Genomic DNA, 25976 nt, shown 5'->3' on the forward strand with positions numbered 1-25976 from the left:
TCCCGGACTTCTGCTTGATGTTCGGACCAGTCTAGCCGGAGTTTTGCGCCACGGTCACCATTTCTCTCCGAACGGTCGTTGGCTCAATGTCCCCGCGCAGGGGCGCCCAGCTTGATCGGGCGCAGCACTGCGGCGGTCGGGATCATCAGCACCGCGATGACCGCGAGCGTCCAGAACACGTCGATATAGGCGAGCAAATCGACCTGCTGCTGCAAGGTGCGACCGACCCAGGCGACCGCCTGCGAGGCCGCATCGCTCGCGTTCGAGCCCTGGGCCTGGAAGAAGCGGGTCATCGTCTCGATGGTCTGCTGATAGCCGAGGTCTGACGGCGCGGCGTGCTCAATCAGGCGGCTCTGATGGAATTGCTGGCGCTGCGCCAGAATTGTCTGCGCCAGTGCGACCCCCATGGAGCCGCCGATGTTGCGGGCGACGTTGATCAGCGCTGAAGCCTGGTTGGTCTTGTCAGGCGGCACGCCGTCATAGGACGCGGTCGTCACCGGCAGGAACAGGAAAGGCAGACCGAGGGCGAGGAAGATGCGCGACATCGCGGCATAGCCGTAGGTGATGTCGCCGGTCAGGCCGGTGAGATGCCACATCGAGAAGGCGACGATGGCGGCACCAAACATGATGAGATACTTCGGCTGCACGCTGCTGACGAGACGGCCCACCACCGGCATCAGCACCAAAGTCGCGATTCCTCCAGGGGACAAAGCGAGACCGGCCAGCATGGCGGTGTAGTTCAAATCGCTCTGGAGGAGTTGCGGCAGGATTTGGGTCGTCGAAATCAGCACCGCGCCCGTGGCGAGCATGACGAGAAAGCAGGCGGCGAACTGGCGCCGGCCGAGCAGGCGGAGATCGACGATGGGATCCTCGCGCGTCAGTTCCCACGGGATCAGCGCGAGCAGCGAGACGGCTGCGAGCACCGCGAAGAACACGATCATATTCGACCCGAACCAGTCGTTGCGCTGGCCTTCGTCGAGCACGTATTCGAGCGAGCCGAGCCCAATCGCGACCAGCAGGAAGCCGACATAGTCGACCCGCAGACCCTTGCTCAGCAGCTTCTCCCTCTCCTCCTCCGCACCCGACGGCTCCCTGACCAGCGTGCCGACCAGGAACAGCGACAGCAATCCCATGGGGACGTTGATCAGGAACACCCAGTGCCAGGTATAGGTGTCGGTAATCCAGCCGCCGAGCGTCGGTCCGATCACGGGTGCCACCACGACGGCGACGCCATAGATCGCAAAGGCCTGACCGCGCTTGTGCGGCGGAAAGGAGTCGGCGAGGATCGCCTGCTCGCTCGTCGCCATGCCGCCGCCGCCGAGGCCCTGAAGAATGCGGAACAGCACCAGCGCTTGCAAATTCCAGGCGAAGCCACACAAAAGCGAGGAGACCGTGAAGATCGCAACGCAGATCATGTAGAAGCGCTTGCGGCCGATCACGGTCGACAGCCAGCCCGAGATCGACAGCACGATGGCGTTGGCGACCAGATAGCTGGTGATGACGTAGGTGCTCTCGTCGATGCCGACGGCAAGCCCACCGGCGATGTGGCGCAAGGCGACGTTGGCGATGGTGGTGTCGAGCACCTCCATGAAGGTCGCGATCGAGACGACGAACGCGATGAGATAAGGATTATGACCGCCCGCCGCCGAGCGCTCCGGCGACCAGCCGCCCGCGGACGCGTCGCCTTGCGTCGTGTCGGTCATCGCACCCTGGTCCAGGGCACGACCGACATGCCCGGACCAACGGGCAAATCCGCCGGCCAGCTGTCGACCACGATCTTCACCGGCACGCGCTGCACGACCTTGACGTAATTTCCGGTGGCGTTCTCCGCCGGCAGCAGGCTGAATGCGGTGCCGGAGCCCGGCTGCACGGACTCCACATGGCCGGTCAGCTTGCGCCCGGGATAGGCGTCGATGCGGATCTCGACCGGCTGGCCCGGCCGCATGTCGTTGAGCTGGGTCTCCTTGTAGTTTGCGACGATCCAGATCTCGTCAGGCACGAACATCATCAGGCTCTGTCCCGCCGTGACAAAAGTGCCCTTGGCGCCGCTGAGCTTGACGACGCGGCCGGACTGCGCCGCAACGACGCTGGTATATTGCAGGTTCAGCTTGGCCTGATCGAGCTGCGCCAGCGACTGCGCGAGTTGCGCCCGGGTGCCCTCGAGCTGCGCTTGCAGCGTCTTGATGCCGACTTGCGCGGCCGTCACCGCGGTCTTCGCGCGTTCAGTGTTGGCCTGCTGCGCCTGAAGATCGGAGCGGGTCTGCTGCTGGCGCTGCACGGTGCCGGCGCCCTTCTCGACGAGATCCTGGGCGCGCGCGAATTCTTCCTGTGAGAACTGGAGCTGGGCCTGGGCCTGTTCGAGCTGAGCCTCCGCCTGCTTGATCTGCTCCTGCTGCGAAACGATCTGCGCCTCGACATTGCCGATGTTCGCCCTGGCCACCGCGACCTGCGCATTGGCCTGATCGATGGCGATGCGATAGTCGCGCTCGTCGATCCTGGCGAGAAGATCCCCGGCGTTGACATGCTGGTTGTCCGTGACCGGGATGTCGGTCACGTAGCCGCCGACCTTCGAGGCCACGGAAAAGCTGCGCGCGGCGACGAAGGCATCGTCGGTGGATTCATAGTGGCGCACCTGGAGCCAGTAGAGCAGTCCGCCGATCAGGGCCGCGAGCAGGACGATGGCGCCAATGGTTGCCACCAGCCAATGCTCGCGAATCCGGTCTCGCAGCGACGGCGCCTTCGCCGGGTTCTGCTCCTTGGTGTCACGGGCGTGATCGGGAGAGGTCTTTGGAGCTTCCTTCGCCCTCTGCGGTTGCTCCGCGGACGGATCACGCTCCCGGGTTTGAGCATCCACGGTGAACACCTTTCTCGGGGATTAGACTGGCGGCAGAGCCGCCAAAGCGGCTCACGCGCCGCGAGCCCAACGACAGCCCCAGATCATGGTTCCGCTTCGTGCGAGCACCATCGCCATTCGTGAATGCACTGCTCAAAAAGCGAGCGCGGCACAGTGCATGCCGCGCTCGCCTCGATATCCCATGGGCAGGTTATGTCAGTGTGTCTTCGTGGCGTGCCATTTCTCGAGATCGGGCTTCACCTCGTCCGATCCCTGTTCCTTTTCCGGGGTGCCCTTCCAGGGCGTGTCCGTCTGTTTGTGCGAACCCCAGTCGTTCTGCTGCCGGGGATCGTCGTTGGGCCGTTCCTTGCTCATCGAGCTCCCTTTCCGTGAAATCCCTAAGCGAAGGGGACGCCGTAGTAGGAGTTGATGCCACGAACTGCGGCATCATCACCCCAGTTCCAATCACTCCGTTCGCCGTATTTCGGCGCGCCTTCCAGCTCCTTGGTGGTGATGCCGGTGACATAGCCGCCGAGCTCAGTGTCATATTTCAGCGATTGCCACGGCAGCGGATAGTGGTCGTTGCCAAGGCCCAGAAATCCGCCGAAGCCAAGCACGGCGTAGGACACCTTGCCGCTGATCTTGTCGATCATCACGCGTTCGATCGAACCGATCTTGTTGCGATCGGCGCCATAGACCGATGTTCCCTCGACCTTGTCGCTGCCGATCAGCCGACCCAGCTCGTTTTGGTCCAGTTCGCCCTGATTCAACATCTCAATTCTCCACTCAGCCAGTGGGGATAAAACTCGCAAACGTGAGCGATCGTTCCGGCGTGTTCCGCGAGACTTGAGGAACATCGTCGGAAACGGGCGGTTCTCTCGATTTCAAGCCTCTCGACTTCAAGTCCTGGAAACGAAGAGCCGTCCTCGATGTCCCAAACCGTCTCCGACTTCATCGTTCAACGTCTGCATCAATGGGGAGTGCGCCACCTCTTTGGCTATCCCGGCGACGGCATCAATGGCGTATTCGGCGCCCTTCAGCGTGCTGAGGGTAAGATCGGCTTTGTCCAGGCGCGGCATGAGGAGATGGCCGCCTTCATGGCGACCGCTTACGCGAAATTCTCGGGCCAGCTCGGCGTCTGCATCGCAACGTCGGGCCCTGGCGCCTCGCATCTGACCACCGGGCTCTACGATGCCCTGCTGGATCACCAGCCCGTGCTCGCGATCGTCGGTCAGCAGGCACGCAATGCACTGGGCGGACATTATCAGCAGGAACTCGATCTCGTCTCGATGTTCAAGGATGTGGCTGGCGCCTACGTCATGCAGGCATCCTCGCCGGCGCAGATCCGGCATCTGATTGATCGATCGATCCGGATCGCGCTGGCCAGGCGGACACCAACGGTGATCATCCTGCCCAACGATATCCAAGAGGAGCCATACGAGGATCCGCCGCGCGCTCACGGCACCCTGCACTCTGGCATCGGCTATAGCTCTCCAAGCATCAAGCCTCGTGACGCCGACCTCGACCGTGCCGCCGAGGTGCTCAACGCCGGCAAGAAGGTCGCGATGCTCGTCGGCGCCGGCGCGCTCCACGCTACCGAGGAGGTGATCGCGGTCGCCGACCGCTTGTCCGCCGGCTGCGCCAAGGCGCTGCTCGGCAAGGCGGCGCTCCCTGACGACCTGCCCTGGGTCACCGGCCCGATCGGCCTGCTCGGCACCGAACCCAGCTACAACATGATGATGGAATGTGACACGCTGCTGATGGTCGGCTCGGGATTTCCCTATGCCGAATTCCTGCCGCAGGAAGGCGCGGCGCGCGGCGTCCAGATCGACATCGACGCCAGCATGATGTCGATCCGTTTCCCCATGGAGGTCGGCCTCGTCGGCGATGCCGCCGAGACGCTGCGCGCCCTGCTACCGCGACTGAAACCCAAGAGCGACGGCACCTGGCGCCAGGGCATCGAAGACGACGTCGCGCAATGGTGGAAGACGCTGGATGACCGCGCGCATCAAGCCGCAGCACCGGTCAATCCGCAACTCGTCGCCTGGGAGCTGTCTCCGCGCCTGCCCGACCGCACTATCATCACCAGCGATTCCGGCTCCTGCGCCAACTGGTTCGCGCGTGACCTGAAGATGCGCCGTGGCATGACGGCCTCGCTCTCCGGCGGTCTCGCCTCGATGGGTGCCGCGGTGCCCTATGCGCTCGCCGCGAAATACGCTCATCCCGACCGCCCCGTGATTGCACTCGTCGGGGACGGCGCGATGCAGATGAACAACATGGCAGAGCTGATCACCGCCGCGAAGTATTGGCGCGACTGGAAGGATCCGCGCTTTATCGTCTGCGTCTTCAACAACGAAGACCTCAACCAGGTGACCTGGGAACAGCGCATCATCAACGGCGATCCAAAATTCGAGGCATCGCAGCGCATCCCAAACGTGTCCTATTCGCGCTTTGCCGAGTTGATCGGCCTCTCCGGAATCTACGTCGACAGCCCGCAGCTGCTGGGCTCGGCCTGGGAGCGGGCGTTGGCGAGCGAGATGCCGGTGGTGCTGGAGGTGAAGACCGACCCCGAAGTGCCGCCGCTGCCGCCGCATATCACCTTGCAGCAGGCCAAGAACTTCTCTCTTGCGCTGATGAAGGGCGATCCCAACCAGAGCGCAGTGATCAAGGGAGCGGCGCGGCAGGTGTTGGAAAAGATCCTGCCTGGAAAGGAATGAGGTGAAGCATGAGCGATTTCCGCGATATCCAGCACGGCGTCAACGATCCCGTGGACGGCCTCGACGTGAAGCGGCAGATCAACGACAACCGGACGCCGCATGAACGGGCACAACGCCATGCAGACGTACGTGCCGAAGCCACCGCCACGCCGACCGAGCCGTTTCTGCCCGAACGGCTTCGGCGCAAGCCGACCGATCCCATCAATCCGCGCAGCGGGCGGCATCCCACGGATTAGCCGTTAGGAACCTCAGCCGGGGCGGCGTGTTAGTCGGCGCAACGTCGCGCAGCGAGAGGCTGCGCGCCCAACCGGAGGGACCGGACCATGAAACGTACCATCATCGCCGTCGCTTGCGTACTTCTCGCAGGCCCCGCGCTTGCCCAGTCGCTCGGTGAGAAGACCGGCGTCAACTCGGCGCTCGGCGTCGCGCCTGCCACCGCCGACTTCGTCAAGGAAGTCGCCATCAGCGACATGTTCGAGATCGAGTCGAGCAAGCTCGCCGAGCAGAAAGGCAACGCGCAGGAGAAGACCTTTGCGCAACAGATGGTGACCGACCACACCAAGACCAGCAATGAACTGAAGGGCCTCGTCAGCGGCGGCAAGGTGCAGGCGACCCTGCCGACAGCACTCGACAGCTCGCATCAGAGCAAGCTCGACAAGCTCAAGAGCGCGAATGGCAGGGACTTCAGCTCGGATTACAATTCGTACCAGGTCAGCGCCCACGAGGACGCGGTCTCGCTGTTCGAGCGTTACGCCAAGGGCGGCGACAATTCCGAGCTGAAGGATTGGGCCGGCAAGACGCTGCCGGCGCTCAAGCACCACCTCGACATGGCCAAGGAGCTCGGCAAGGCGCCGAGCGTCGGCCAGTCCAAGTAATCAGCTTCCGAGGACGCCGGCTCGCAGGTCGGCGTCCTCGCGTTTTTGCAACGATGGGCCGCGCCGCCGCCATTGCCTACGCACGCGAAGGCCGACGTCGTCATCAACTATCTTCCGGCGGAGGAGCCGGATGCGCAGGACGTCATCGCGCTGATCAAGAAGGAAGGGCGTACCGGGCTCGCGATTCCCGGCGACCTCAAGGATGAAGCCTTCTGCAAGAAGCTGGTCGAGCAGGCCGTGCAAGGCCTCGGCGGCCTCGACATCGTCGTCTGCAACGCGGCGCGGCAGCAGGCACGTGCGTCCATTCTCGACGTCTCCTCGGAAGACTTCGACGCGACCATGAAGACCAACATCTACGCGCCGTTCTGGATCATCAAGGCGGCGCTGCCGCATTTGAAGCCCGGCTCCTGCGTCATCGGCACGACCTCCGAGCAAGCTTACGATCCCTCGCCCGATCTCTACGATTATGCGCAGACCAAGGCGGCGACGATGAACTACGTGAAGTCGCTGGCGAAGCAGCTCGCCTCGAAGGGCATCCGCGTCAATGGCGTCGCACCGGGCCCGATCTGGACGCCGCTTCAGGTCTCCGGCGGCGCCACGATGGAGAAGCTCGAGAAATTCGGCGGCATGACACCGCTCGGCCGTCCCGGCCAGCCCGCCGAGCTGGCCTCGATTTACGTGCAGCTTGCCGCGGCGGACGCGAGCTATGCGACCGGCCAGGTGTATGGGTCCACTGGTGGATCGGGACAGCCGTAGCCCGGCGACTCGGTCCCAGCCCCGCAGGCTGATGGCCGCCAGGCGGAGCCCAGGAACCTTCTTTGTCTCCCGGCTTTGGAAACTGACATAAGGACATCACGCTTGTAACCCGATGGCATTAGTAGACGTCAAACCTAACCGGATCGACACCGCGATCGCGAACAGGATCGCGGATCACACCAATTCAGGCGTCGAGCACACCGCGCAGACACTAACCTGGGCCGCCGACGAGCACGTGCTGCTGGCGCTGGCCGCAGCGGGATGGCTCTACACTCATATTTGGCAGCCGCAACAGCGGCCCGTGGCCAATCACATTCTGGCTGTGTCGCTGGCGACGGCTTTCCTGCCACATGCCCTGAAATCCGTCTTCGATCAGATCAGGCCAGACCGGCTGACGATACGCGGGCACCGGCATGGAGTACCCATCTCAGGACACGCGCGCGACGCGTTTCCGTCCGGTCACGCGGTCCACATGGGCGCACTTGCCTCGGCGGCAGGTTTGCTGCCGAAAACGCCGTGTCGATTGGTGCGCTCGGTTGCGGTCGCGCTTTCGCTGACAAGGGTCGCGGTGCTCGCGCACTGGCCAAGCGACGTGGTCGCAGGCTTCGCACTTGGCGCGGCCGTAGAGAGACTTTTGCGGCCATGGACGCTGACGCAGTCGTTCCGCAAGCAAGTCAATAGGCGGGAACGGTCGTGACCGAATATGTCCTGCGCTTCATCGCCGGCGGCGTCATCGTCTCCGCTTTCGCGATCTTCGGCGATATGCTCAAGCCCAAAAGCTTTGCGGGGCTGCTCGGCGCAGCGCCGTCAGTCGCACTGGCGACGCTCGGCATCGCCGTTGTCAAGCACGGCCCGCAATATGCTGCGGCGGAAAGCTGGACGATGATGTATGGCGCGGTTGCGCTCGGCTGCTACAGCGTCATCGTCTGCCATCTGTTGATCAGATACCGTGTGTCCGCGCTGCCCGCGACCGTCCTGGCTGTTATCGTGTGGCTTGCGGTTGCCTTCGGCCTGCTCGCCGGTTTCGGAGGTGCGGCCTGATGCCGGTCAAGCTGTCACTCTCGGCGCTGAAGCAGACTCGCTGGTACGAATACGGCATTCGTTTCCTTCTCGGCGGCCTGGCGACCGTGCTCACGGGGATTCTGGGAGCGCGCTTCGGTGTGTCCGTCGCCGGATTATTCCTTGCGCTTCCCGCCATCTTCTGCGCGAGCGCCACGCTGGTCGAAAGCCATGAGCGGCGCACCAAGGAGAAGGCCGGCCTCAGTGGCACGCGCCGCGGGCAAGAGGCTGCCGCACTCGACGCGGCTGGCGCCGCCTGGGGAAGCATCGGTCTCCTGGCATTCGCCGCCGTCTTCCATCTCACCGTGGCTGCGAGCGTTCCGGGCGCATTCGCTGCTGCGTTGATGGTCTGGGCCGTCGTTTCGGTATTGGCTTGGTGGCTCAGGCGCAAGCTTCGCATCGTCTCCCGCAAACCGCACCGATCAGCCCATTCGCCGTCCGCAAAGGGCTCTCCCGTTACGAAGCGTTAGCCCGCTTTCGCATGGGGTCGAAGGCTGCAATCTCGGCGGTTGAAGACCCGGGCTGTTGGCCCAGCGCTCGACCTGCTCGATGACCTTCTGGTGGCTCGGGCGCACCGGCTTGGGTGCGTCGCCCTCTTCGGCAGTTGTGCGGGGCAATCTGACTTCGTTCGTCATGACGTCTCTCCCATTTGCCGGGAGCATACACCCGCCCGAAGACTCTCACGCTAACTTAAGTAATTGATTTATATCTATTTTTCGTCTCATTTGGCGTCGACGCCGGATCTTGCGGAACCCTGGTCGAATGAGGTTGTTGAGTAGACTACTCAACTTACTCATTTGGGTGATTGATCATGAACGACCTTCGCGCCGAGCGGCTCCAGGTCATGCTGTCACCGGAAGAACTGGCCGCGGTGGACGACTTCCGGTTCAAGCATCGCATGCCGACGCGAGCGGCCACTGTGCGCGAGCTCCTCAAGCTCGGACTGGCCACCGCCGCTGTCGATGCAGGGGCTAATGTCAAATCGAGCAGGTTCGGGGTCTTCGGGCGCGGCCCGGACGGCCACACGCACCCGAATCCGGAGCACGACTCCGAGGGTTAATCCAGCCTGATGCTCAAGCAAACGGCCCCGGCACGGGGTGCCAGGGCCGTCCTTGGAGATTGCTTCCGGATCACCGGGGGCATGACAACCGGAAGCAATCCCTCGACTCTTCGCGCTGGGATTCGTTCCTCGTGGAATTAGCCGCTCGGCGCGTCGCCGGAATCATCCGGCGCCATGCCGGACCCAGGGGTCTTGCTGTTGTCGTTCAGCTTGGGATCGCGCGTGGCCTCACGAGAGGGCGAGCCCTTGGGCTCCGATTTGTGCACGGTCTGCGCGCGCTGCTTGTCCCGCGGCTGCTGTTCACCGCGCTGATCTCTGATGATGCCTTGGTCGGAATGCGCCATGATTTGATCTCGCCTCGTTGCCGTCTCGAAGCGCTTACGCGCCGGAGCGTCGAAGGTTCCGGAGGCGCGAGAGGAGACTGCGGCTAACTGTGCGCCGAGTGCACCGGGGCCGATGCATTTTCATGATGCACCTGCCGCACCGTCGTCACCGTGGCGAACGCGACCGACACGCCAAAGGCAAGAATGAGCGAAAGAAGAGCCAGACGTGGAGCCATTGCAACAACCTCCTCCTGGAATCGGAAAATAGCGCGATCGAACGTTGCAAATATCCGGACTTGGTCGCTTGCGGTCCGTGAGCGATCTCACACGCAGATTCACGAATACGAGAGCGTCACGCATCCTGCTCTTGAAGGATCCGGGCCGGAACGGGCGGGACCTCGCCGTCGAGCCACTCCTGCTCGTTCGCGAGTGCCGTCCACGCATTCGCCATGCGCAAAAAACGATTGTATGCCGGCTGTCCCTCGGCCCGCTCAGCGAGCTGAAGGCAGTTGTCGGCGTTGTCCCTGAAGATCTCAGACTGTTTCATGCAAATGACGTGGGGACGGAACCTTCGCGTCGCAACCGCCCTTACCGGATCGTAACGTTTGCGGAACTTCGCCGGCGATCGGCTATTGGATATCCCATGCGGATTCTTCTCGCGTTGGTCTTGGCCTTCATCAGCACTGCAGCGCTTGCCGACAGCACCGGGGAGCGAAAGCCGAGCGTCCGCACGCCGACCGCTACCGAGGTCCTCAGTGACCTCTACGCCTTCAGCCGCTTCCAGCAGGGCCTGCTGGAGAGCACCGACCTGAAGGGCAATGCCGAGGTCAAGAACCTCGCCGCGCTGCGCGCCGAAGAAGCGGCCAAGCGCGACAAGACGCTGAAGCAGATTCAGGAGGCGATCGGCACCGGACTGCGCGTCGCCAAGACGACGCCGGCGAGCGCAGGCCTGGTCGAACCCGAAACCTCGGACGGACCGACTTTCGTCAGAAGCTTCTATGCCGCGCAGATTCCCGAGTATGAATTGGTGATCGACCTGCTCCAACGCTATCTCAAGGCGCCCGACAATGCCGCGCTTGCAGCGTTCGCGCGCGAGCAGCTCCCGATGTTGCGCTCGCAGGTCAAGGACGCCGAGCGCACCATGGCGGACAAATAGCCTGTTCACTTGTCTTTCGGATGACTTGGCTGGTTCTCCGGCCGGGCGCTGCCGCCCCCCTCCAGCATCCTGTCCCGGCCGGCATCGCCGTTGTCATCCTTCCCGCCCGAACTCGATGTGCCGCTGCCGCTAGGGTTCGACCGGGTCGATGTCCCCGTGGTCGGCGTATCCGCGCGTGGGGTGGCGGAGCTTGCGGCGGGATCGCCGGTGACGGCGCCGCGGCCGCTGGGCGCGCCGCCCTGCGCGAGCGCCGATCCGGCCACCAGCATCACGGCCCCGATGACGGCAAATCCTGCTTTCATGTGCGCTCTCCCAGTATCTGCGGGCTAACGGCAGGCCCGACGCTCCGTTCCGGAACAGGACGACCAAGTCCCTAAAACAAGTCGCTGAAAACAGGCCATCGAGACGCATCTTCCGGCCCCGCAAAAATGTTGGAACCCGATGGAACCATTCCCGATAATCGCGATTGTATTAACCGGGCTGAGCAAAGCAGGTTCCATTTCCTGGCGCCGCCACGTTGGCGCTTGATTTCGAATTTGGCTGCCGCTCTATTTTGATGAATTGCGTCTTGCCTGGGATTCGGCCGACGCTTGCGGGGGAATTAGTATGAGCGACCTCGATCCCGGATCTGCATCACGTTCCGGTCGTCGCGTTCCAAAACCAAAAACCAACGGCATGTCGGAGCCGGATTCCCGGGCAGAATTGCTGCTGGCGCTGCAGGCCATGCGCAATGGCGATTTCTCCGTGCGTATGAGCGGCGACCATCTCGGCATCGACGGCAAGCTCGCCGACACTTTCAACGACATCATCGCGGCCAACCAGCGCATGGCGCAGCAGCTCGAGCTGGTCGGCCAGGTGGTGGGCCGCGAGGGCAAGACGCGCCAGCGCGTGAAGTTCGGGCTGGCCTCCGGCTCCTGGGCCGACATGGAAGGCTCGGTCAACACGCTGATCGACGATTTGCTGTGGCCGACGCGCGAGGTGACGCGCGCGGTCGCAGCCGTGGCGCAGGGCGACCTGCTCCAGACCGTCAAGCTCGACGTCGATGGACGCCCCCTGCGCGGCGAATTCCTGCAGTCGGCGACCATCGTCAACACCATGATCAAGCAGCTCGGCGTCTTCACCTCCGAGGTGACGCGCGTGGCGCGCGAGGTCGGCACCGAAGGCAAGCTCGGCGGCCAGGCCCAGGTGCCGGAAGTGACCGGCGTCTGGAAGGATCTGACCGAGAGCGTCAACTCGATGGCGAACAACCTGACCAACCAGGTTCGCAACATCGCCGAGGTGACGATCGCAGTCGCGAATGGCGACCTCTCGAAAAAGATCACGGTCGATGTCCGCGGCGAGATTCTTCAGCTCAAGGAAGCCATCAACACGATGGTGGACCAGCTCCGCTCCTTCGCATCGGAAGTGACGCGCGTCGCGCGCGAGGTCGGCACCGACGGCAAGCTTGGCGGCCAGGCCATCGTGCCCGGCGTTGCCGGCACTTGGAAGGATCTCACCGACAGCGTCAACGCGATGTGCGGCAACCTCACCGCGCAGGTTCGCAATATCGCCAACGTCACCACTGCCGTAGCGCGCGGCGACTTGTCGCGCAAGATCACGGTCGACGTGCGCGGCGAGATCCTGGAGCTGAAGGACACCATCAACACCATGGTAGACCAGCTCAATTCGTTCGCCTCGGAAGTGACGCGCGTCGCGCGCGAGGTCGGCACCGAAGGCAAGCTCGGCGGCCAGGCCCAGGTGCCGGGCGTCGCCGGTACCTGGAAGGACCTCACCGACAACGTCAACTTCATGGCGTCGAACCTCACCGCGCAGGTCCGCAACATCTCCGATGTCGCCACCGCCATCGCGAGCGGCGACCTCTCGAAGAAGATCACGGTGAACGTCTCGGGCGAAATCCTTCAATTGAAAGAAACGCTCAACACCATGGTCGACCAGCTCAACGCCTTCGCCGGCGAAGTCACGCGCGTCGCGCGCGAAGTCGGCACCGAAGGCCGGCTCGGCGGCCAGGCCAACGTGCTCGGCGTCGCCGGCACCTGGAAGGACTTGACCGAGAGCGTCAACTCGATGGCTTCGAACCTGACCGCGCAGGTCCGCAACATCGCCGAGGTGACGACGGCGGTCGCGGGCGGCGATCTGTCGAAGAAGATCACCGTCGATGTCCGCGGCGAAATCCTGGAACTGAAAGACACCATCAACACCATGGTGGACCAGCTCAACGCGTTTGCCGGCGAAGTCACGCGCGTTGCGCGCGAGGTCGGCACCGAAGGCAAGCTCGGCGGCCAGGCCCAGGTGCGCGGCGTCGCCGGCACCTGGAAGGATCTCACGGACAGCGTCAACTCGATGGCGTCGAACCTGACCGGTCAGGTCCGCAACATCGCCGAAGTCGCGACCGCGGTGGCCAAGGGCGATTTGTCGAAGAAGATCACCGTCAACGTATCCGGCGAAATCCTTCAGCTGAAGGAAACGCTGAACACGATGGTGGACCAGCTCAACGCCTTCGCCGGCGAAGTCACGCGCGTCGCGCGCGAAGTCGGCACCGAAGGCAAGCTCGGCGGCCAGGCCGACGTGCCCGGCGTCGCCGGCACCTGGAAGGACCTCACCGACAGCGTCAACTCGATGGCGGGCAACCTCACAGCCCAGGTCCGCAACATCGCCGAAGTGGCGACCGCGATCGCCGGCGGAGACTTGTCGCGCAAGATCACCGTGGACGTGCGCGGCGAGATCCTTCAGCTCAAGGACACGCTGAACACGATGGTCGACCAGCTCAACCGCTTCGCGGGCGAAGTGACGCGCGTGGCGCGCGAGGTCGGCACCGAAGGCCGGCTCGGCGGTCAGGCCAACGTGCCCGGCGTCGCCGGCACCTGGAAGGACCTCACCGACAGCGTCAACTCGATGGCGGGCAACCTCACCGCTCAGGTCCGCAACATCGCCGAAGTGACCACCGCCGTGGCGCGCGGCGACCTCTCGCGCAAGATCACCGTCGATGTCCGTGGCGAGATTTTGGAGCTGAAGAATACCATCAACACCATGGTGGACCAGCTCAACGGCTTTGCCGGTGAAGTCACGCGCGTCGCGCGCGAGGTCGGCACCGAAGGCAAGCTCGGCGGTCAGGCCGAGGTGCCCGGCGTTGCCGGCACCTGGAAGGATCTCACCGACAACGTCAACTTCATGGCCTCGAACCTGACGGCGCAGGTCCGCAACATCGCCGAGGTCGCGACCGCGATCGCCGGCGGCGACCTGTCGAAGAAGATCACCGTGGACGTGCGCGGCGAGATTCTGCTGCTCAAGGACACCTTGAACACCATGGTCGAGCAGCTCCGCTCCTTCGCCGCCGAAGTGACGCGCGTCGCGCGCGAGGTCGGCACCGAAGGCCGGCTCGGCGGCCAGGCCGTCGTGCCCGGCGTCGGCGGCACCTGGAAGGACCTCACCGACAACGTCAATCTCCTGGCCGCGAACCTCACCACCCAGGTCCGCAACATCGCCGAAGTCACCACCGCCGTCGCGCGCGGCGACTTGTCCCGCAAGATCACCGTCGACGTGAAGGGCGAGATCCTCGAGCTCAAAAACACCATCAACACCATGGTGGACCAGCTCAACGCCTTCGCCGGCGAAGTCACGCGCGTTGCGCGCGAGGTCGGCACCGAAGGCGAACTCGGCGGCCAGGCGCAGGTGCCCGGCGTCGCCGGCACCTGGAAGGACCTTACCGACACCGTCAATTTCATGGCGGCGAACCTGACCGAGCAGGTCCGCGGCATCGTCAAGGTAGTGACCGCGGTCGCCAACGGCGATCTCAAACAGAACCTCACCGTGAAATCGAAGGGCGAGGTCGCGGCGCTCGCCGACACCATCAACAACATGACCGAGACGCTCGCGACTTTCGCCGACCAGGTGACGTCGGTGGCGCGCGAGGTCGGCGTCGAGGGACGGCTGGGCGGCCAGGCCGACGTGCCCGGCGCCGCGGGCACATGGAAGGATCTCACCGGCAACGTCAATTTGTTGGCTGCCAACCTCACCTCGCAGGTGCGCGCGATCGCGGAAGTGGCGACCGCCGTGACCAAGGGCGACCTGACGCGATCGATTCAGGTCGACGCCCGCGGCGAGGTCGCGGAGCTGAAAGACAACATCAACACGATGATCACGAACCTCCGTCTCACGACGGACGTGAACACCGAGCAGGACTGGCTGAAGACCAATCTGGCGAAGTTCACCAACATGCTTCAGGGCCAGCGCGACCTCACCACCGTCGGTCGTCTGCTGCTGACCGAATTGTCGCCGCTGGTGAACGCGCATACCGGCGTGATCTATCAGGTCGAGAACGAAGACAGTCCGCAGCTCCTGCTGCTTGCCTCCTACGCCGGCGACGGCGTCTATCCGTATCCGCGCGTGTTGCCATTCGGCGACGGCCTGATCGGCCAATGCGCGCTCGACCGGCGCCCGCGCGTCATTGCGGACATTCCGGCCGACGTGGTGCCGATCAATTCAGCGCTGCTTCGCGTCGCCCCGAAGAACCTCGTGGTGCTGCCGGTGCTGTTCGAAGGCCAGGTGAAGGCGGTCATCGAGCTCGCCTCGCTGACCTCGTTCACGACCTCCCAGATGACCTTCCTGGAGCAGCTCACCGACTCGATCGGCATCGTGCTCAATTCGATCGAGGCGACGATGCAGACCGAAGGCCTGCTCAAGCAGTCGCAACAGCTCGCCGGCGAGCTCCAGACCCAGCAGCGCGAATTGCAGCAGACCAACGACCAGCTCGAACAGAAGGCGCAGCAGCTCGCCGAGCGCAACGTCGAGGTCGAGCGCAAGAACCAGGAGATCGAGCAGGCCCGCCGCGCACTTGAGGAAAAGGCGACCGAGCTTGCGCTGACCTCGAAGTACAAGTCCGAATTCCTCGCCAATATGAGCCACGAGCTGCGTACGCCGCTGAACTCGATCCTGATCCTCGGCCAGCAGCTCACCGACAATCCGGACGGGAATCTCACCGGCAAGCAGGTCGAATTCGCCCGCACCATCCACGGAGCCGGCACCGACCTGCTCAATCTCATCAGCGACATTCTCGATCTCTCCAAGATCGAGTCCGGCACGGTGACGGTCGACGCCGAGGAAATCCTGACCGCGAACCTGCTCGAGACCGTCGGGCGGCCGTTCCGTCACGAGGCGGAAAACCGCAACCTTTCGTTCAAGATCGATGTCGATCCGAATCTTGCGCGCAGCCTCGTCACCGACTCCAAGCGCCTGCAGCAGGTTTTGAAGAACCTGCTCTCCAACGCCTTCAAGTTCACCGCCGAAGGCGAAGTGCGCCTGAAGGTCGCGGCCGCGGTCGGCGGCTGGGGTCCGGATCATCCCGTGCTGAACTCGGCGCCGGCCGTGATCGCATTCGAAGTGTCCGACACGGGCATCGGCATTCCCCTGGAGAAGCAGAAGCTGATCTTCGAGGCGTTCCAGCAAGCCGATGCCGGCACCAGCCGCAAATATGGCGGCACCGGCCTCGGCCTTGCGATCAGCCGCGAACTCGCAAGCCTGCTCGGTGGCGAGATTCATCTGCGCAGCTTGCCGGGCAAGGGGTCGTGCTTCACGCTTTACCTGCCGCTGAAATATTCCGGTCCGACGCTCGCGCCTCGCGCTGCGCCCCAGCACAGCCAGCCGCCGGCGTTGCAGCCTGCCGCGCCCGAACAGCAGCGCGTCATCGAGCAGCTCCCCGACGACCGGCTCAACCTCGAACCCGGCGACAGCATCCTCCTGATCGTCGAGGACGACCCGCATTACGCGCGCGTGCTGGTCGACCTCGCGCGCGACAAGGGATTCAAGGTCCTGGTCGCCGCCCGCGGCGCGGAGGCGCTGGAGCTTGCAAAACAGTACCAGCCAAGGGCCGTCTCGCTCGACGTATTCCTGCCTGATATGCTTGGCTGGACCGTGCTGAGCCAGCTCAAGCACAATCCGCTGACCCGCCATATCCCCGTGCAGATCATCACGCTCGACGAAGACCGCCAGCATGCGCTGGCGCGCGGCGCCTTCTCCTTCGTCAACAAGCCGACGACCACCGAGGGCGTCTCGGCCGCGCTGACGCAGATCAAGGAATATGCGCGGCCGCGGCGGAAGCGGCTTCTGATCGTCGAGGACAACGAGGCCGAGCAGCTCTCGATCCGCGAGCTCCTGCATCACGACGATATCGAGATCGTGACGACAGGCACCGGCGCCGACGCGCTCTCGATGTTGCGTGAGGCCCCCTGTGATTGCGTCGTGCTTGACCTGCGGCTGCCCGACATGAGCGGCTTCGAGGTGCTGGACCAGATTCGCAACGACGAGGCGCTGTCGAACGTCCCGGTCGTGGTCTTCACCGGTCGCGAGCTGTCGGCCGAGGAAGATGCGGAGCTCCACACCATGGCGCGGAGCATCGTGGTCAAGGGCGTGGAATCGCCGGAGCGCCTGCTTGACGAGACCGCGCTGTTCCTGCACCGCGTGATCACGGAACTGCCGATCGAGAAGCAGCGCATGCTCGAGAAGCTGAACAGTTCCGACGAGGACCTGATCGGCAAGACCGCCCTGCTCGTCGACGACGACGCCCGCAACATCTTCGCGCTGTCGAGCGTGCTGGAGCGGCGCGGCATGAAGGTGCTGACGGCCACGACCGGCAACGAGGCGGTGACCTTGGTCGAATCCAATCCGGAGATCGCCATCGTGCTGATGGACATCATGATGCCGCAGATGGATGGCTATCAGACCATCGGCGTCATTCGTGAAAACCCGGCCTTCGCCCGTCTTCCGATCATCGCGTTGACGGCCAAGGCCATGAAGGGCGACCGCGAGAAATGCCTCGAGGCCGGCGCGTCCGACTACCTCGCCAAACCCGTCAACACAGATCAATTGCTGCTTGCAATCCGCATGTGGCTGCACCGCTGAGTTGGATGCCCGTATGGACCACGAAAAGGTCAACATCCTCCTCGTCGACGACCAGCCGGCCAAGCTGCTCGCCTATGAGGTGATCCTGAAGGATCTGGGCGAGAACCTGGTGATCGCCTCGTCCGGTCGTGAGGCTCTGGAGGTGCTTCTCAAGACCGAGATCGCGGTGATCCTGGTCGATGTCTGCATGCCCGAGCTCGACGGCTTCGAGCTCGCCGCCATGATCCGCGAGCACCCGCGCTTCCAGAAGACCGCGATGATCTTCATCTCGGCCATTCAAGTCAGCGACATCGACCGCCTGCGCGGCTACGAAATGGGCGCGGTCGACTACGTCCCGGTCCCGGTCGTGCCGGAGGTGCTGCGTGCCAAGATCAAGGTGTTTGCAGAGCTCTATCGCAAGACGCGCGAACTCGAACGGCTGAACCAGGATCTCGAGGACCGCGTGCGTGCACGCACCGCCGAGCTGGAGAATTCGACGGCAAAGCTGCGCGAAAGCGAAGAGCGGCGCAGCATGGCGATCGCCGCCGGCAAGATGGGCTCCTGGGACTGGGACTGGATCACCGGCGACTGGATGTGGGACGAGGGGCAATATCGCATCTTTGGAGTTGGCTCGGAGAATTTCGAGGTGAATCCGGCCAACGTTCAGGCACTGTTGCATCCCGATGACGTCGATCAGCTGCGCAAGGCGATCGCTGAATTCAACAAGGGCACACGCTCCTATGAGACGGAGTTCCGCATCGTGCGGCCCGACGGCGAGGTGCGCTGGTGTGTCGGCACGGCCGCCGCCACGGCCGACGACAGCGGTCGGGTTGTGCGCGTCAGCGGCGTGACGGTGGACATCACCGAACGCAAGCGCGCCGAGGAACGGCAGAATCTCCTGGCGCGGGAGGTCGATCATCGCGCCAAGAATGCGCTGGCGCTGGCGCAATCGATCGTGCGCCTCACCCGCGCCGACGAGGTCAAGGCCTATGTCAGCGCCGTCGAGGGACGCATCAACGCACTGGCGCGCGTGCATACGATCCTGTCACTGTCGAGCTGGCAGGGGGCCGAACTCTCGAAGCTGATCGAGGAGGAGCTTGCGCCCTATTCTCTCGGCGGCCAGATCAAATTGGCAGGGACGGAAGTTCAGTTGCTGCCGGCGACCGCCCAGACTCTGGCGCTGGCGCTGCATGAGCTTTTCACCAACTCGGCGAAGTATGGCGCGCTCTCGACGCGGACGGGACAGCTCGCGATCGGCTGGCAGGTCGAGAACGATCTGCTCACCCTGATCTGGGAGGAGTCCGGCGGCCCGCTTGTCATGACGCCGAAATCCCGCGGCTTCGGTACGCGGAGCCTGCTTGCGAGCGTCGAGTCACAGCTCGGCGGGCAGGCGCAATTCGATTGGCGCGCCGAGGGTCTGTTGTGCCGTCTGGAGGTGCCGCTGGTCCGCAAGACTGCCGCGACAACCGCACCCGGCAAATTTGAAGCTGCCAGCTCGGCCGAATTGCAACGCGCATCCGGTTAACCTGACGCCGCACTTCTCATACGTTGCGTCGTCCGCGGTTCGCGCGCGACGCGCCCTTCGAGCCAGGCTTCCGTTTGGGCGAGATCGCGCAGCGCCTTGGCATAGCGGCGGGCCGCGCTTCGCTCCGCGCCGCGGGGCAGCTTGCGCGCTTTGCTCAGGATGTCCGCAGCGGCGTTGCGATAGGCCAGCGAGCGGTAAAGAAAGACCACCTTACCCATATCGAATGTTCCCGTGTCGAATGTTCCCGTGTGGTGAAGCCTATTTTCGCAAGCCCGGCATGAACGCCGGATGAAGCGGGCGGTGACAAATCCTTCATCTCGACGGAACCGGCACGTGGCGCATGCGTTGCATGCCAGATCGGGATAGAGTTCCCATGCGCGCGAAAAAGTCGTCGGACCTGATCTCCCCCAGCGGGCTCCTCAAGCTGATGACGCACGCGATGATGGGCGCAGCCCTCGGGCTCGCTTTCAGCCTCGTGCTCGTGCTGTCCAATCCAGCCGTCGCCAATCTGCTGAGTCACGGCGGAAGGCAGGCCGTTGTCGTTTTCGCCCTCACCTTGGTGACGACGTTCGCGATCGGCGCGACACTCACCGGCCTCGTCTTCATCCTCGAAGAGGACAAGCAATCTTGAAGCATGCGCGATGCGCGCGGAGCTTCTTTGTTCGGAACTCCTGCGGCGAATGGGGGTTGGCTGCCTGCGTCAATTCAACTCAGGGAGTTCCCGCACATGAAGACTACCAAGCTCGCTCTCGCCGTAATGTTGGCAACCGGCCTCGCCGCCGCGCCGTTCGCCGCGCAGGCCAAGTCGCACAAGGCGAAACATGGGTCCTCGATGTCATCGTCGCAGACCACCACGGGCGCCAACACCAAGCCCTCCAAGGGTCCAGATCCCTCCGGTCAGGGCGGCTCTGGTCCCGGCTCCGATCAGGGCGGCACCATGACGAACAACAAGGGCGGCATGAGCAACACCAAATAGGTGTTCGCCGAAATCGTGAAGGGCCCCGCGATGGCGGGGCCTTTTGCTTTGGGTGTTCGATCTCTTGTCAGGCAGCGTCGTGGACATCCGGCCCGGCGCGTCCTCACATGTCGCGTTGCCCGCACGCTTCAACTGCGATAGCCGCCGGAGATGTTGGGATGATCTGCTTTCACGAGATGATCGAGCCGTGCGCGCTTGCGGGCGATCAGGAGCTGGGCCGCGGCGTGGTCGAGCCCCTCGCGTTGCAGCTGCCGGATGGCAGAGCCCAGTTCGAGAATCTCGGCGCGCAGCTTTAGAATCCGGTACGCATCCGGGTCTTCCTCCACCGTGCGCTCCCAAAGCTCTCAGCGGCGCGCGATCTCGCGCAGAGGACTACCTGGCGTCTTCGCAGAACGAAGGCGCATCCCATCGCGGACATCCGGCAGGACATCGCCGCCACCTGCAGCCTTCCATTCGCAAATCAGCAGATTGATTTTCCGGCGCAGGTCCATCTGCGCCAGCGCCTTCTCTGTACAGTCGCGATCGCAGTCGACGAGCTCGCGCACGGACACCTCGAGGTCGGCCATTTCCAGCCTCAAGGCGCTGATTCTACGTCGAATTTCATTAATTCTGTTGTCCATGGCTTGTTAGAACAAAATAAGAACATATAGTCGCGATTTCAGAAGGGAGCAGCGACATGCAGGTTCAGGGTAAATACGACGCCAGGGCTTTCCTCGCCGAGCAGATGACACGGGCGCAGGGCCTCCGGCTGAAACGGCTAAGCGAAGAAGCGTATCAACCCGCGCAATATGCGCGGGATCTGTCCTCCGGCGAGGCAGCACGGCGCATCCAGGTGCTGGAAGCGGAAATCGAGCTGGCGAATTCGTTCTAGGCTACGTCGCGTATCCAGGACGTTGCGTGCCCGCTTTCGGAACCATGCCTGTCGCGGATGGTTCTCCCCGGCCAAGGGAGAACATGCATGGCACGCAAGGCAAAGAAGCGCCGCTACTCGCGCAGCTCCGGCAGCGATGTCGAAGGCGAGATGAAACGCTACAAGAAGGGTACCGCGAAAAGCGGACCTGGCGGTCGAGGCGGACGCGTGAAGAACCGCAAGCAGGCAATCGCGATCGGCCTGTCGAAGGCGCGCAAGAAGGGCAAGAAGGTCCCGAAGAAAGCCGCGAAGCGGAAAACATCCAATAAGACGTCCAAAAAGACTTCGAAGAAAACGTCCAAGAAGGGTTCAAGGAAGACTTCGAAGAAAGCATCGAAACGTAAATCTTCCAGATAGTCGTGCTGGCCTCCGTCAGATCATGCTGCCCGGCATGAAGCAGCGGATTGAAATGCCGAACGCGGTCTTCACCGGCCAAACCATGGTGCGGCCGGCCCGGTTCGGCTCGGTGATCACGGCTTCGTCCGGCACCTCGACCCACTCGCCGTCGAGACGCACGCGATAATGCCCGTTGTGCGATTCCCAGTCGGGATCGGCGACGGCAAACCCATCCGCATCCGAGCAGCACGGACCGAGATGGCTGCGCAGGCTGTCAAACCATGGCTTGAGCGGAGAGTTCGCGTAGCGACCGTCGTCCCGCCCGAGAGCGTTTCCGCCCCACAGCACGAACGTCGCCACAAGCAGCGCACTTTTCAGCGAGAGCTTCAATCGATCCATGTCGGCACCGATCACATGCGAACTACCGGCCATTCCACAAGGCGACGGGAAGTTCGAAGTTCCACGCTTGCAACCGTCTCGGCGGCTTCGCTGCCGCCGGACAATACGCAAGCCGGAACTGTGATGAGCGAACACGGCTTTTTCGGACGAACCGGGTCATCATTCCTGCCGTTGACGAGAATGTTATCGGTGGGCTCCCGAAGTCCTGAAGGCAAATGAGAAAGGCGGCCCGAGGGCCGCCTTTTTGTACTTGTCCCGAGCGAGGCTCGACTTATGCGAGCGGCACCGCGACGAACCGGGTCGCCTGCGCGCCTCTGACCTGCAGCAGCACGCTGCGCTTGCCGGACGATTTCGCCTGCGCCAGTTCCGAACGGACATCGCCGATATTGGCGACGGCCTTGCCGCCGACATTGAGGATGACGTCGCCGGTCTGGATGCCGCGCTGCGCGGCCGGCCCTTGGGGATCGACTTCCGTGACGACGACGCCCTTCTGGCCGGCACCCTGGACGTCACCGGCCGGGGCCAGGCTGAGCCCGAGGCGCGGCGTGCCGGCATCTGGCTGCGTCTTGCCCTCGTCGGCTTTAGCCTGCCGCTCGTTCGGCAACTCGCCGAGCGCCAGCGTCACCGCCCTGCTGTCACCCTTATGGACGACATCGAGCTTCACGGACGTGCCCGGCGCCAGGGTGGCGATGGTGCGGGCGAGATCGCGGGAATCCTTGATCGCGGTGCCGTTGACGGCGGTGATGACGTCGCCCGCCTCGATGCCCGCCTTCGCCGCCGGGCTGCCGTCCTGCGGATTGTCGACGATCGCGCCACGCGCTTCCTTGAGGCCGAGGCTGTCGGCAATATCCGATGTCACCGGCTGCACCTGGACGCCGAGCCAGCCGCGCGTGACCGCGCCCTTGTCCTTCAACTGTGCGATGACAAGCTTTGCGGTCGAGGCCGGAATGTCGAAGCCGATGCCGACCGAGCCGCCGGACGGCGAGAAGATCGCGGTGTTCACGCCGATCACGTTGCCGTTCATATCGAACGCCGGGCCGCCGGAATTGCCCTTGTTGATCGGCGCGTCGATCTGGATGAAATCGTCATAAGGACCGTTGCCGATGTCGCGGCCGCTGGCCGAGACGATGCCGGCGGTCACGGTACCGCCGAGGCCGAAGGGATTGCCGACCGCGACCACCCAGTCGCCGATGCGCGGCTTCTGGTCGGAGAATTTGACGAACGGAAAATCCTTCTTGCCTTCGACCTTGATCAGCGCGAGATCGGTCTTCGGATCGGTGCCGACCACCTTCGCGGTGTAGATCATGCCGTCGTCCATCGTCACCTGCACCGACTCGGCGTGATCGACGACGTGGTTATTGGTCACGGCGTAGCCGTCCGCGGAGATGAAAAAGCCGGAGCCCTCACCCGTGATCACCTGGTGGCGCTGGCGCGGCATGCCGTTCATGCCGCCCGGGCCACGGAAGCCGAACTGCCGCGAGAACTGGTCGAACGGCGTCTCCTCGTCCGAATCCATCCGGTTCTGTTGCAGCATCGCGCTCTTCTCGTTGTCCTGGTCGATTCTGACCCGCACCGAGATGACGGCGGGTTTGACCTTGCTGACGAGATCGCCGAAGCCCGGCGGTGTCGCGGCGGTCTCCGCGGCCTGGGCGGGCGCAATGAAGGAGGTTACGCTGAACGGCGAAGAGCCGGGAGCAGCTGCCAGCACGGCCACGCCAAGCGCGGCCACGGTGCCGAGCAGCGCGAGCCGGCGCGGCCTCAGGACCTTGCGGGACGTAGTGGTGTCTGAATTGACGCGATCGCTCATGTCGAAATGTCCATGTTGGGTAAGTCGCCTTGCACCCAACATGGCGGTCGCCACCTTACAGCGTCCCGTCCACGCGATTAAATCTTGGCAAAGAATACACGATCGGAGGCCGGACCAAGTGCTTCGAGCCGGCTCGTTATGCGATGCGATGGACCAGGACGGCCGAGTGCGGAAGTCGCCTCAGAGGGGAAGCGATACGTGCGCCGTCACGCCGCGGCGGGCCTCTCCCACGCCGTAGCGACATCATCCTCGTCGTGTTGCGCATTGCACGCGTCGAAATGCGCCTTGAGTTCGACTTCGGCGAGATATTCGAAATGTTCGGCCTGGCCGAGCAGCTCCCAGTTCTGGAGCGGCCGATAGGCGGCCTGCTGACGACAGAGGGACGCCAGCGCGCGGTAGCGACGTACGTTCTCCATGAGACCCTCCCTCGCATTCACAGAGCTTATCGCTCTTATTGCGTCAGGCCGATGGCGGTTGTGCAAAAGATTTGCTGCGCCCGCCGCGCGCGAGACTCGCTTGTTCTAGGAAATGCGTATTCGGGCGAAAGTTCCAATCAGCGCGGACTCAATATGTCCGGTGAAAAGTGGCAGGCCCTGGCACAGCCATTCCGGTGCCGGCTCGCTCCGCCTGCATCGCGTAGCCTACCGGATGAGTGCGGGTTCGCCGACACGCACCGTCTGCGCCGAACTATGTTGCAGGTTCGGAACCCTGCCGGCCTCCGCCGCGACGCGAATGGCCGCGATATTCGCGGCATAGTCCGCGCTGCTCTTGCCGCGAAACACGGCGGAACCCGCCACAAGCGTATCGGCGCCCGCAGCGGCCACGGCAGCGGCGTTGTCGCGCGTGATGCCGCCGTCCACCTCGAGCCGGATCGGCCGCTCGCCGATCATGCTTCGAATGCGCGCGATCTTCTCGAGTTGGGACTCAAGGAACGACTGGCCGCCGAAGCCCGGATTGACCGTCATCACCAGGACAAGATCGAGACGATCGAGCAGATATTCGATGGCGCTTTCAGGGGTCGCGGGACACAGGCTGACACCGGCTTTCTTGCCGAGCGCGCGGATGGCCTGGAGCGAGCGATCGAGATGCGGACCGGCTTCGGCATGCACCGTGATGACATCCGCCCCGGCCTTCGCGAACGCTTCGAGATAGGGATCGGCGGGCGCGATCATGAGATGCACGTCGAACATTTTTTTCGTCAGCGGCCGGATCGCCTTGATGATGTCGGCGCCATAACTGATGTTCGGGACGAAATGCCCGTCCATGACGTCGCAATGAATCCAGTCGGCGCCCGCCGCGTCGATCGCCACGATCTCCTCGCCGAGGCGCGCAAAATCCGCAGCCAGGATCGAAGGCGCGATGAGGATTTCGCTCGTCATGGCTTCGCACTCCTCTGCGCGTCGGCACCGCCGGTGAAGACGCGGCTGGCCAGGACATCCATGGGATCGATCGTTTCGAGGTCGGCGATATCGAGCATGCGGTCGAGATCCGACACCAGGCGATCCGCCTGCCGCAGCCGAATGCGGTCGACGGCGTTGCGGATCGAACGCGCATTCGAGAAGAACGGCTGGGTGCGGCGCAGCGCGATGTATTTCTCGAAAGCCTCGCGCGCCGCCGCCGAGAGGCGGTAGCCCCGTTCCTTCAGCATCAGCTCGGCGATGACGAGCAGCTCGGCCTCCGCATAGTCCGGAAAGTCGATGTGGTGCGCGATGCGCGAGCGGAAGCCAGGATTGGAGGCGAAGAAGTTCGTCATCCGCTCGCCATAGCCGGCAAGGATCACAACGAGGTCCTCGCGCTGGTTCTCCATCACCTGGAGCAGAATCTCGATCGCCTCCTGACCGTAGTCGCGCTCGTTGTCCGGCCGATGCAGATAATAGGCCTCGTCGATGAACAGCACGCCGCCCATCGCCTTCTTCAGGATCTCCTTGGTCTTCGGCGCGGTGTGGCCGATATATTGACCGACGAGATCGTCGCGCGTCACCGAGATCACCTGTCCGCGCCGCACGAAGCCGAGGCCGTGCAGAATCTTTGCCATGCGCAGCGCGACGGTCGTCTTGCCGGTGCCGGGATTGCCGGTGAACGACATGTGCAACGTCGGTGGCGACGAAGCCAGTCCCGCGCGCTGCCGGATGCGTTCGATCAGCAAGAGCGACGCGATCTGGCGCACGCGGTTCTTCACCGGCTTCAATCCGATCAGCTCCCGCTCGAGCTGTTGCAACGTATCGGTGATTCCAGCCGCTTCGGCCTCCTTGCGGAGATCGAAATTGGTCTCGCCGGGCTCAGTGGTCATTGCGTGGGGAGCATCCAGCATCGGCACCTCGAAGAAAAGAGCTTCGCCGCCGGGAAGCGGCGAAGCAGTGGTCCGCCAAGG

Annotated in this window: 31 protein-coding genes and 1 pseudogene; 15 read left to right on the forward strand and 17 right to left on the reverse strand. The window is 63.7% G+C overall.

Features of this window, described 5'->3' with window-relative positions; genetic code table 11:
• Positions 1-83 precede the first annotated feature (83 nt).
• The 4 genes from IVA88_RS08815 to IVA88_RS08830 form a co-directional block, all read right to left on the reverse strand.
• Positions 84-1703, reverse strand: a complete 1620-nt coding sequence (locus IVA88_RS08815; protein WP_247496879.1) for a DHA2 family efflux MFS transporter permease subunit — start codon at positions 1701-1703, stop codon at positions 84-86.
• Positions 1700-2854 carry an HlyD family secretion protein gene (locus IVA88_RS08820; RefSeq protein WP_247496880.1) on the reverse strand — a complete coding sequence of 385 codons (1155 nt, stop codon included), beginning with the start codon at positions 2852-2854 and terminating at the stop codon, positions 1700-1702. The genes IVA88_RS08815 and IVA88_RS08820 overlap by 4 nt, the downstream gene beginning before the upstream one ends.
• Positions 2855-3049: 195 nt before the next feature.
• A complete protein-coding gene (locus tag IVA88_RS08825; protein WP_247496881.1) occupies positions 3050-3208 on the reverse strand; it encodes a hypothetical protein in 159 nt (52 codons plus the stop codon).
• Positions 3209-3231: 23 nt separating this feature from the next.
• Positions 3232-3606, reverse strand: a complete 375-nt coding sequence (locus IVA88_RS08830; protein WP_247496882.1) for a PRC-barrel domain-containing protein — start codon at positions 3604-3606, stop codon at positions 3232-3234.
• Positions 3607-3762: 156 nt separating this feature from the next.
• Here IVA88_RS08830 and IVA88_RS08835 point away from each other — a divergent pair, with 156 nt between their 5' ends.
• The 7 genes and pseudogenes from IVA88_RS08835 to IVA88_RS08865 all read left to right on the forward strand — a co-directional run bounded on the left by IVA88_RS08835 (position 3763) and on the right by IVA88_RS08865 (position 8710).
• Positions 3763-5550, forward strand: a complete 1788-nt coding sequence (locus tag IVA88_RS08835; RefSeq protein WP_247496883.1) for a thiamine pyrophosphate-requiring protein — start codon at positions 3763-3765, stop codon at positions 5548-5550.
• An 8-nt stretch (positions 5551-5558) separates the two neighbouring features.
• Positions 5559-5786, forward strand: a complete 228-nt coding sequence (locus IVA88_RS08840; protein WP_247496884.1) for a hypothetical protein — start codon at positions 5559-5561, stop codon at positions 5784-5786.
• Between the two features lie 87 nt (positions 5787-5873).
• On the forward strand, positions 5874-6425 hold the full coding sequence (locus tag IVA88_RS08845) for a DUF4142 domain-containing protein (RefSeq protein WP_247496885.1): 552 nt from the start codon (positions 5874-5876) through the stop codon (positions 6423-6425).
• A 2-nt stretch (positions 6426-6427) separates the two neighbouring features.
• Positions 6428-7181, forward strand: a pseudogene (locus IVA88_RS08850) (SDR family oxidoreductase); the annotation flags it as partial.
• Between the two features lie 112 nt (positions 7182-7293).
• Positions 7294-7878: a phosphatase PAP2 family protein gene (locus IVA88_RS08855; protein WP_247496886.1), complete on the forward strand. Its 585-nt coding sequence runs from the start codon at positions 7294-7296 to the stop codon at positions 7876-7878.
• Entirely contained in the window at positions 7875-8222 is a 348-nt protein-coding gene (locus IVA88_RS08860) for a DUF3147 family protein (RefSeq protein ID WP_247496887.1), read from the forward strand. Before IVA88_RS08855 ends, IVA88_RS08860 begins: the two co-directional genes overlap by 4 nt.
• Entirely contained in the window at positions 8222-8710 is a 489-nt protein-coding gene (locus tag IVA88_RS08865; protein WP_247496888.1) for a DUF3147 family protein, read from the forward strand. The genes IVA88_RS08860 and IVA88_RS08865 overlap by 1 nt, the downstream gene beginning before the upstream one ends.
• Here the strand turns inward: IVA88_RS08865 and IVA88_RS08870 are convergent.
• Positions 8663-8875 (reverse strand): hypothetical protein, encoded by a 213-nt coding sequence (locus tag IVA88_RS08870; protein WP_247496889.1) that lies wholly within the window; start codon positions 8873-8875, stop codon positions 8663-8665. The two genes, IVA88_RS08865 and IVA88_RS08870, sit on opposite strands and share 48 nt — an antisense overlap.
• A gap of 176 nt (positions 8876-9051) precedes the next feature.
• Between IVA88_RS08870 and IVA88_RS08875 the strand changes: the two genes are divergently transcribed.
• Complete coding sequence (locus IVA88_RS08875; RefSeq protein ID WP_247496890.1) at positions 9052-9300, forward strand: hypothetical protein; 249 nt, start codon at positions 9052-9054, stop codon at positions 9298-9300.
• Between the two features lie 137 nt (positions 9301-9437).
• Here the strand turns inward: IVA88_RS08875 and IVA88_RS08880 are convergent, their stop codons facing one another.
• From IVA88_RS08880 to IVA88_RS08885, 3 genes are all read right to left on the reverse strand, one after another.
• Entirely contained in the window at positions 9438-9644 is a 207-nt protein-coding gene (locus IVA88_RS08880; RefSeq protein WP_007594775.1) for a hypothetical protein, read from the reverse strand.
• A gap of 83 nt (positions 9645-9727) precedes the next feature.
• On the reverse strand, positions 9728-9859 hold the full coding sequence (locus tag IVA88_RS32415) for a hypothetical protein (protein ID WP_256379041.1): 132 nt from the start codon (positions 9857-9859) through the stop codon (positions 9728-9730).
• Between the two features lie 116 nt (positions 9860-9975).
• Positions 9976-10170, reverse strand: a complete 195-nt coding sequence (locus tag IVA88_RS08885; RefSeq protein ID WP_247496891.1) for a hypothetical protein — start codon at positions 10168-10170, stop codon at positions 9976-9978.
• A 96-nt stretch (positions 10171-10266) separates the two neighbouring features.
• Here IVA88_RS08885 and IVA88_RS08890 point away from each other — a divergent pair, with 96 nt between their 5' ends.
• Entirely contained in the window at positions 10267-10779 is a 513-nt protein-coding gene (locus IVA88_RS08890) for a DUF4142 domain-containing protein (RefSeq protein WP_247496892.1), read from the forward strand.
• Between the two features lie 5 nt (positions 10780-10784).
• Here the strand turns inward: IVA88_RS08890 and IVA88_RS08895 are convergent, their stop codons facing one another.
• Entirely contained in the window at positions 10785-11081 is a 297-nt protein-coding gene (locus IVA88_RS08895) for a hypothetical protein (RefSeq protein ID WP_247496893.1), read from the reverse strand.
• A 304-nt stretch (positions 11082-11385) separates the two neighbouring features.
• On the opposite strand from IVA88_RS08895, the gene IVA88_RS08900 reads away from it, so the two are divergent.
• Entirely contained in the window at positions 11386-17673 is a 6288-nt protein-coding gene (locus IVA88_RS08900; protein ID WP_247496894.1) for a HAMP domain-containing protein, read from the forward strand.
• Between the two features lie 13 nt (positions 17674-17686).
• Positions 17687-19177, forward strand: coding sequence for an HWE histidine kinase domain-containing protein (locus IVA88_RS08905; protein WP_247496895.1), 1491 nt, complete (start codon positions 17687-17689; stop codon positions 19175-19177).
• Here the strand turns inward: IVA88_RS08905 and IVA88_RS08910 are convergent.
• On the reverse strand, positions 19174-19395 hold the full coding sequence (locus IVA88_RS08910; RefSeq protein ID WP_247496896.1) for a hypothetical protein: 222 nt from the start codon (positions 19393-19395) through the stop codon (positions 19174-19176). The two genes, IVA88_RS08905 and IVA88_RS08910, sit on opposite strands and share 4 nt — an antisense overlap.
• Before the next feature lie 155 nt (positions 19396-19550).
• Between IVA88_RS08910 and IVA88_RS08915 the strand changes: the two genes are divergently transcribed.
• The gene (locus tag IVA88_RS08915) at positions 19551-19808 is read left to right on the forward strand and encodes a hypothetical protein (protein WP_247496897.1); all 258 of its coding nucleotides are present in this window, start codon (positions 19551-19553) and stop codon (positions 19806-19808) included.
• A 96-nt stretch (positions 19809-19904) separates the two neighbouring features.
• The gene (locus IVA88_RS08920; RefSeq protein WP_247496898.1) at positions 19905-20153 is read left to right on the forward strand and encodes a hypothetical protein; all 249 of its coding nucleotides are present in this window, start codon (positions 19905-19907) and stop codon (positions 20151-20153) included.
• A gap of 128 nt (positions 20154-20281) precedes the next feature.
• Here IVA88_RS08920 and IVA88_RS08925 read toward each other — a convergent pair whose 3' ends face one another.
• Together IVA88_RS08925 and IVA88_RS08930 are read right to left on the reverse strand one after the other, a co-directional pair.
• Positions 20282-20479, reverse strand: coding sequence for a hypothetical protein (locus tag IVA88_RS08925; RefSeq protein ID WP_247496899.1), 198 nt, complete (start codon positions 20477-20479; stop codon positions 20282-20284).
• Positions 20480-20497: 18 nt separating this feature from the next.
• Positions 20498-20719, reverse strand: coding sequence for a hypothetical protein (locus IVA88_RS08930; RefSeq protein WP_247496900.1), 222 nt, complete (start codon positions 20717-20719; stop codon positions 20498-20500).
• 110 nt (positions 20720-20829) lie between these two features.
• Between IVA88_RS08930 and IVA88_RS08935 the strand changes: the two genes are divergently transcribed.
• A complete protein-coding gene (locus IVA88_RS08935; RefSeq protein ID WP_247496901.1) occupies positions 20830-21024 on the forward strand; it encodes a DUF3072 domain-containing protein in 195 nt (64 codons plus the stop codon).
• An 87-nt stretch (positions 21025-21111) separates the two neighbouring features.
• Positions 21112-21420, forward strand: coding sequence for a DUF6496 domain-containing protein (locus IVA88_RS08940; RefSeq protein WP_247496902.1), 309 nt, complete (start codon positions 21112-21114; stop codon positions 21418-21420).
• A gap of 15 nt (positions 21421-21435) precedes the next feature.
• On the opposite strand, the gene IVA88_RS08945 is transcribed toward IVA88_RS08940, so the two are convergent.
• From IVA88_RS08945 to cbbX, 5 genes are all read right to left on the reverse strand, one after another.
• A complete protein-coding gene (locus IVA88_RS08945; RefSeq protein WP_247496903.1) occupies positions 21436-21798 on the reverse strand; it encodes a hypothetical protein in 363 nt (120 codons plus the stop codon).
• Between the two features lie 271 nt (positions 21799-22069).
• A complete protein-coding gene (locus IVA88_RS08950) occupies positions 22070-23605 on the reverse strand; it encodes a Do family serine endopeptidase (protein ID WP_247496904.1) in 1536 nt (511 codons plus the stop codon).
• Between the two features lie 206 nt (positions 23606-23811).
• Positions 23812-24021, reverse strand: a complete 210-nt coding sequence (locus tag IVA88_RS08955; protein ID WP_247496905.1) for a hypothetical protein — start codon at positions 24019-24021, stop codon at positions 23812-23814.
• A 225-nt stretch (positions 24022-24246) separates the two neighbouring features.
• On the reverse strand, positions 24247-24984 hold the full coding sequence (gene rpe / locus IVA88_RS08960) for a ribulose-phosphate 3-epimerase (RefSeq protein ID WP_247496906.1): 738 nt from the start codon (positions 24982-24984) through the stop codon (positions 24247-24249).
• The gene (gene cbbX, locus IVA88_RS08965) at positions 24981-25916 is read right to left on the reverse strand and encodes a CbbX protein (RefSeq protein WP_247496907.1); all 936 of its coding nucleotides are present in this window, start codon (positions 25914-25916) and stop codon (positions 24981-24983) included. The genes rpe and cbbX overlap by 4 nt, the downstream gene beginning before the upstream one ends.
• Positions 25917-25976: the final 60 nt, after the last annotated feature.

The organism is Bradyrhizobium sp. 149, assembly GCF_023073915.1.
GTDB lineage: Bacteria > Pseudomonadota > Alphaproteobacteria > Rhizobiales > Xanthobacteraceae > Bradyrhizobium.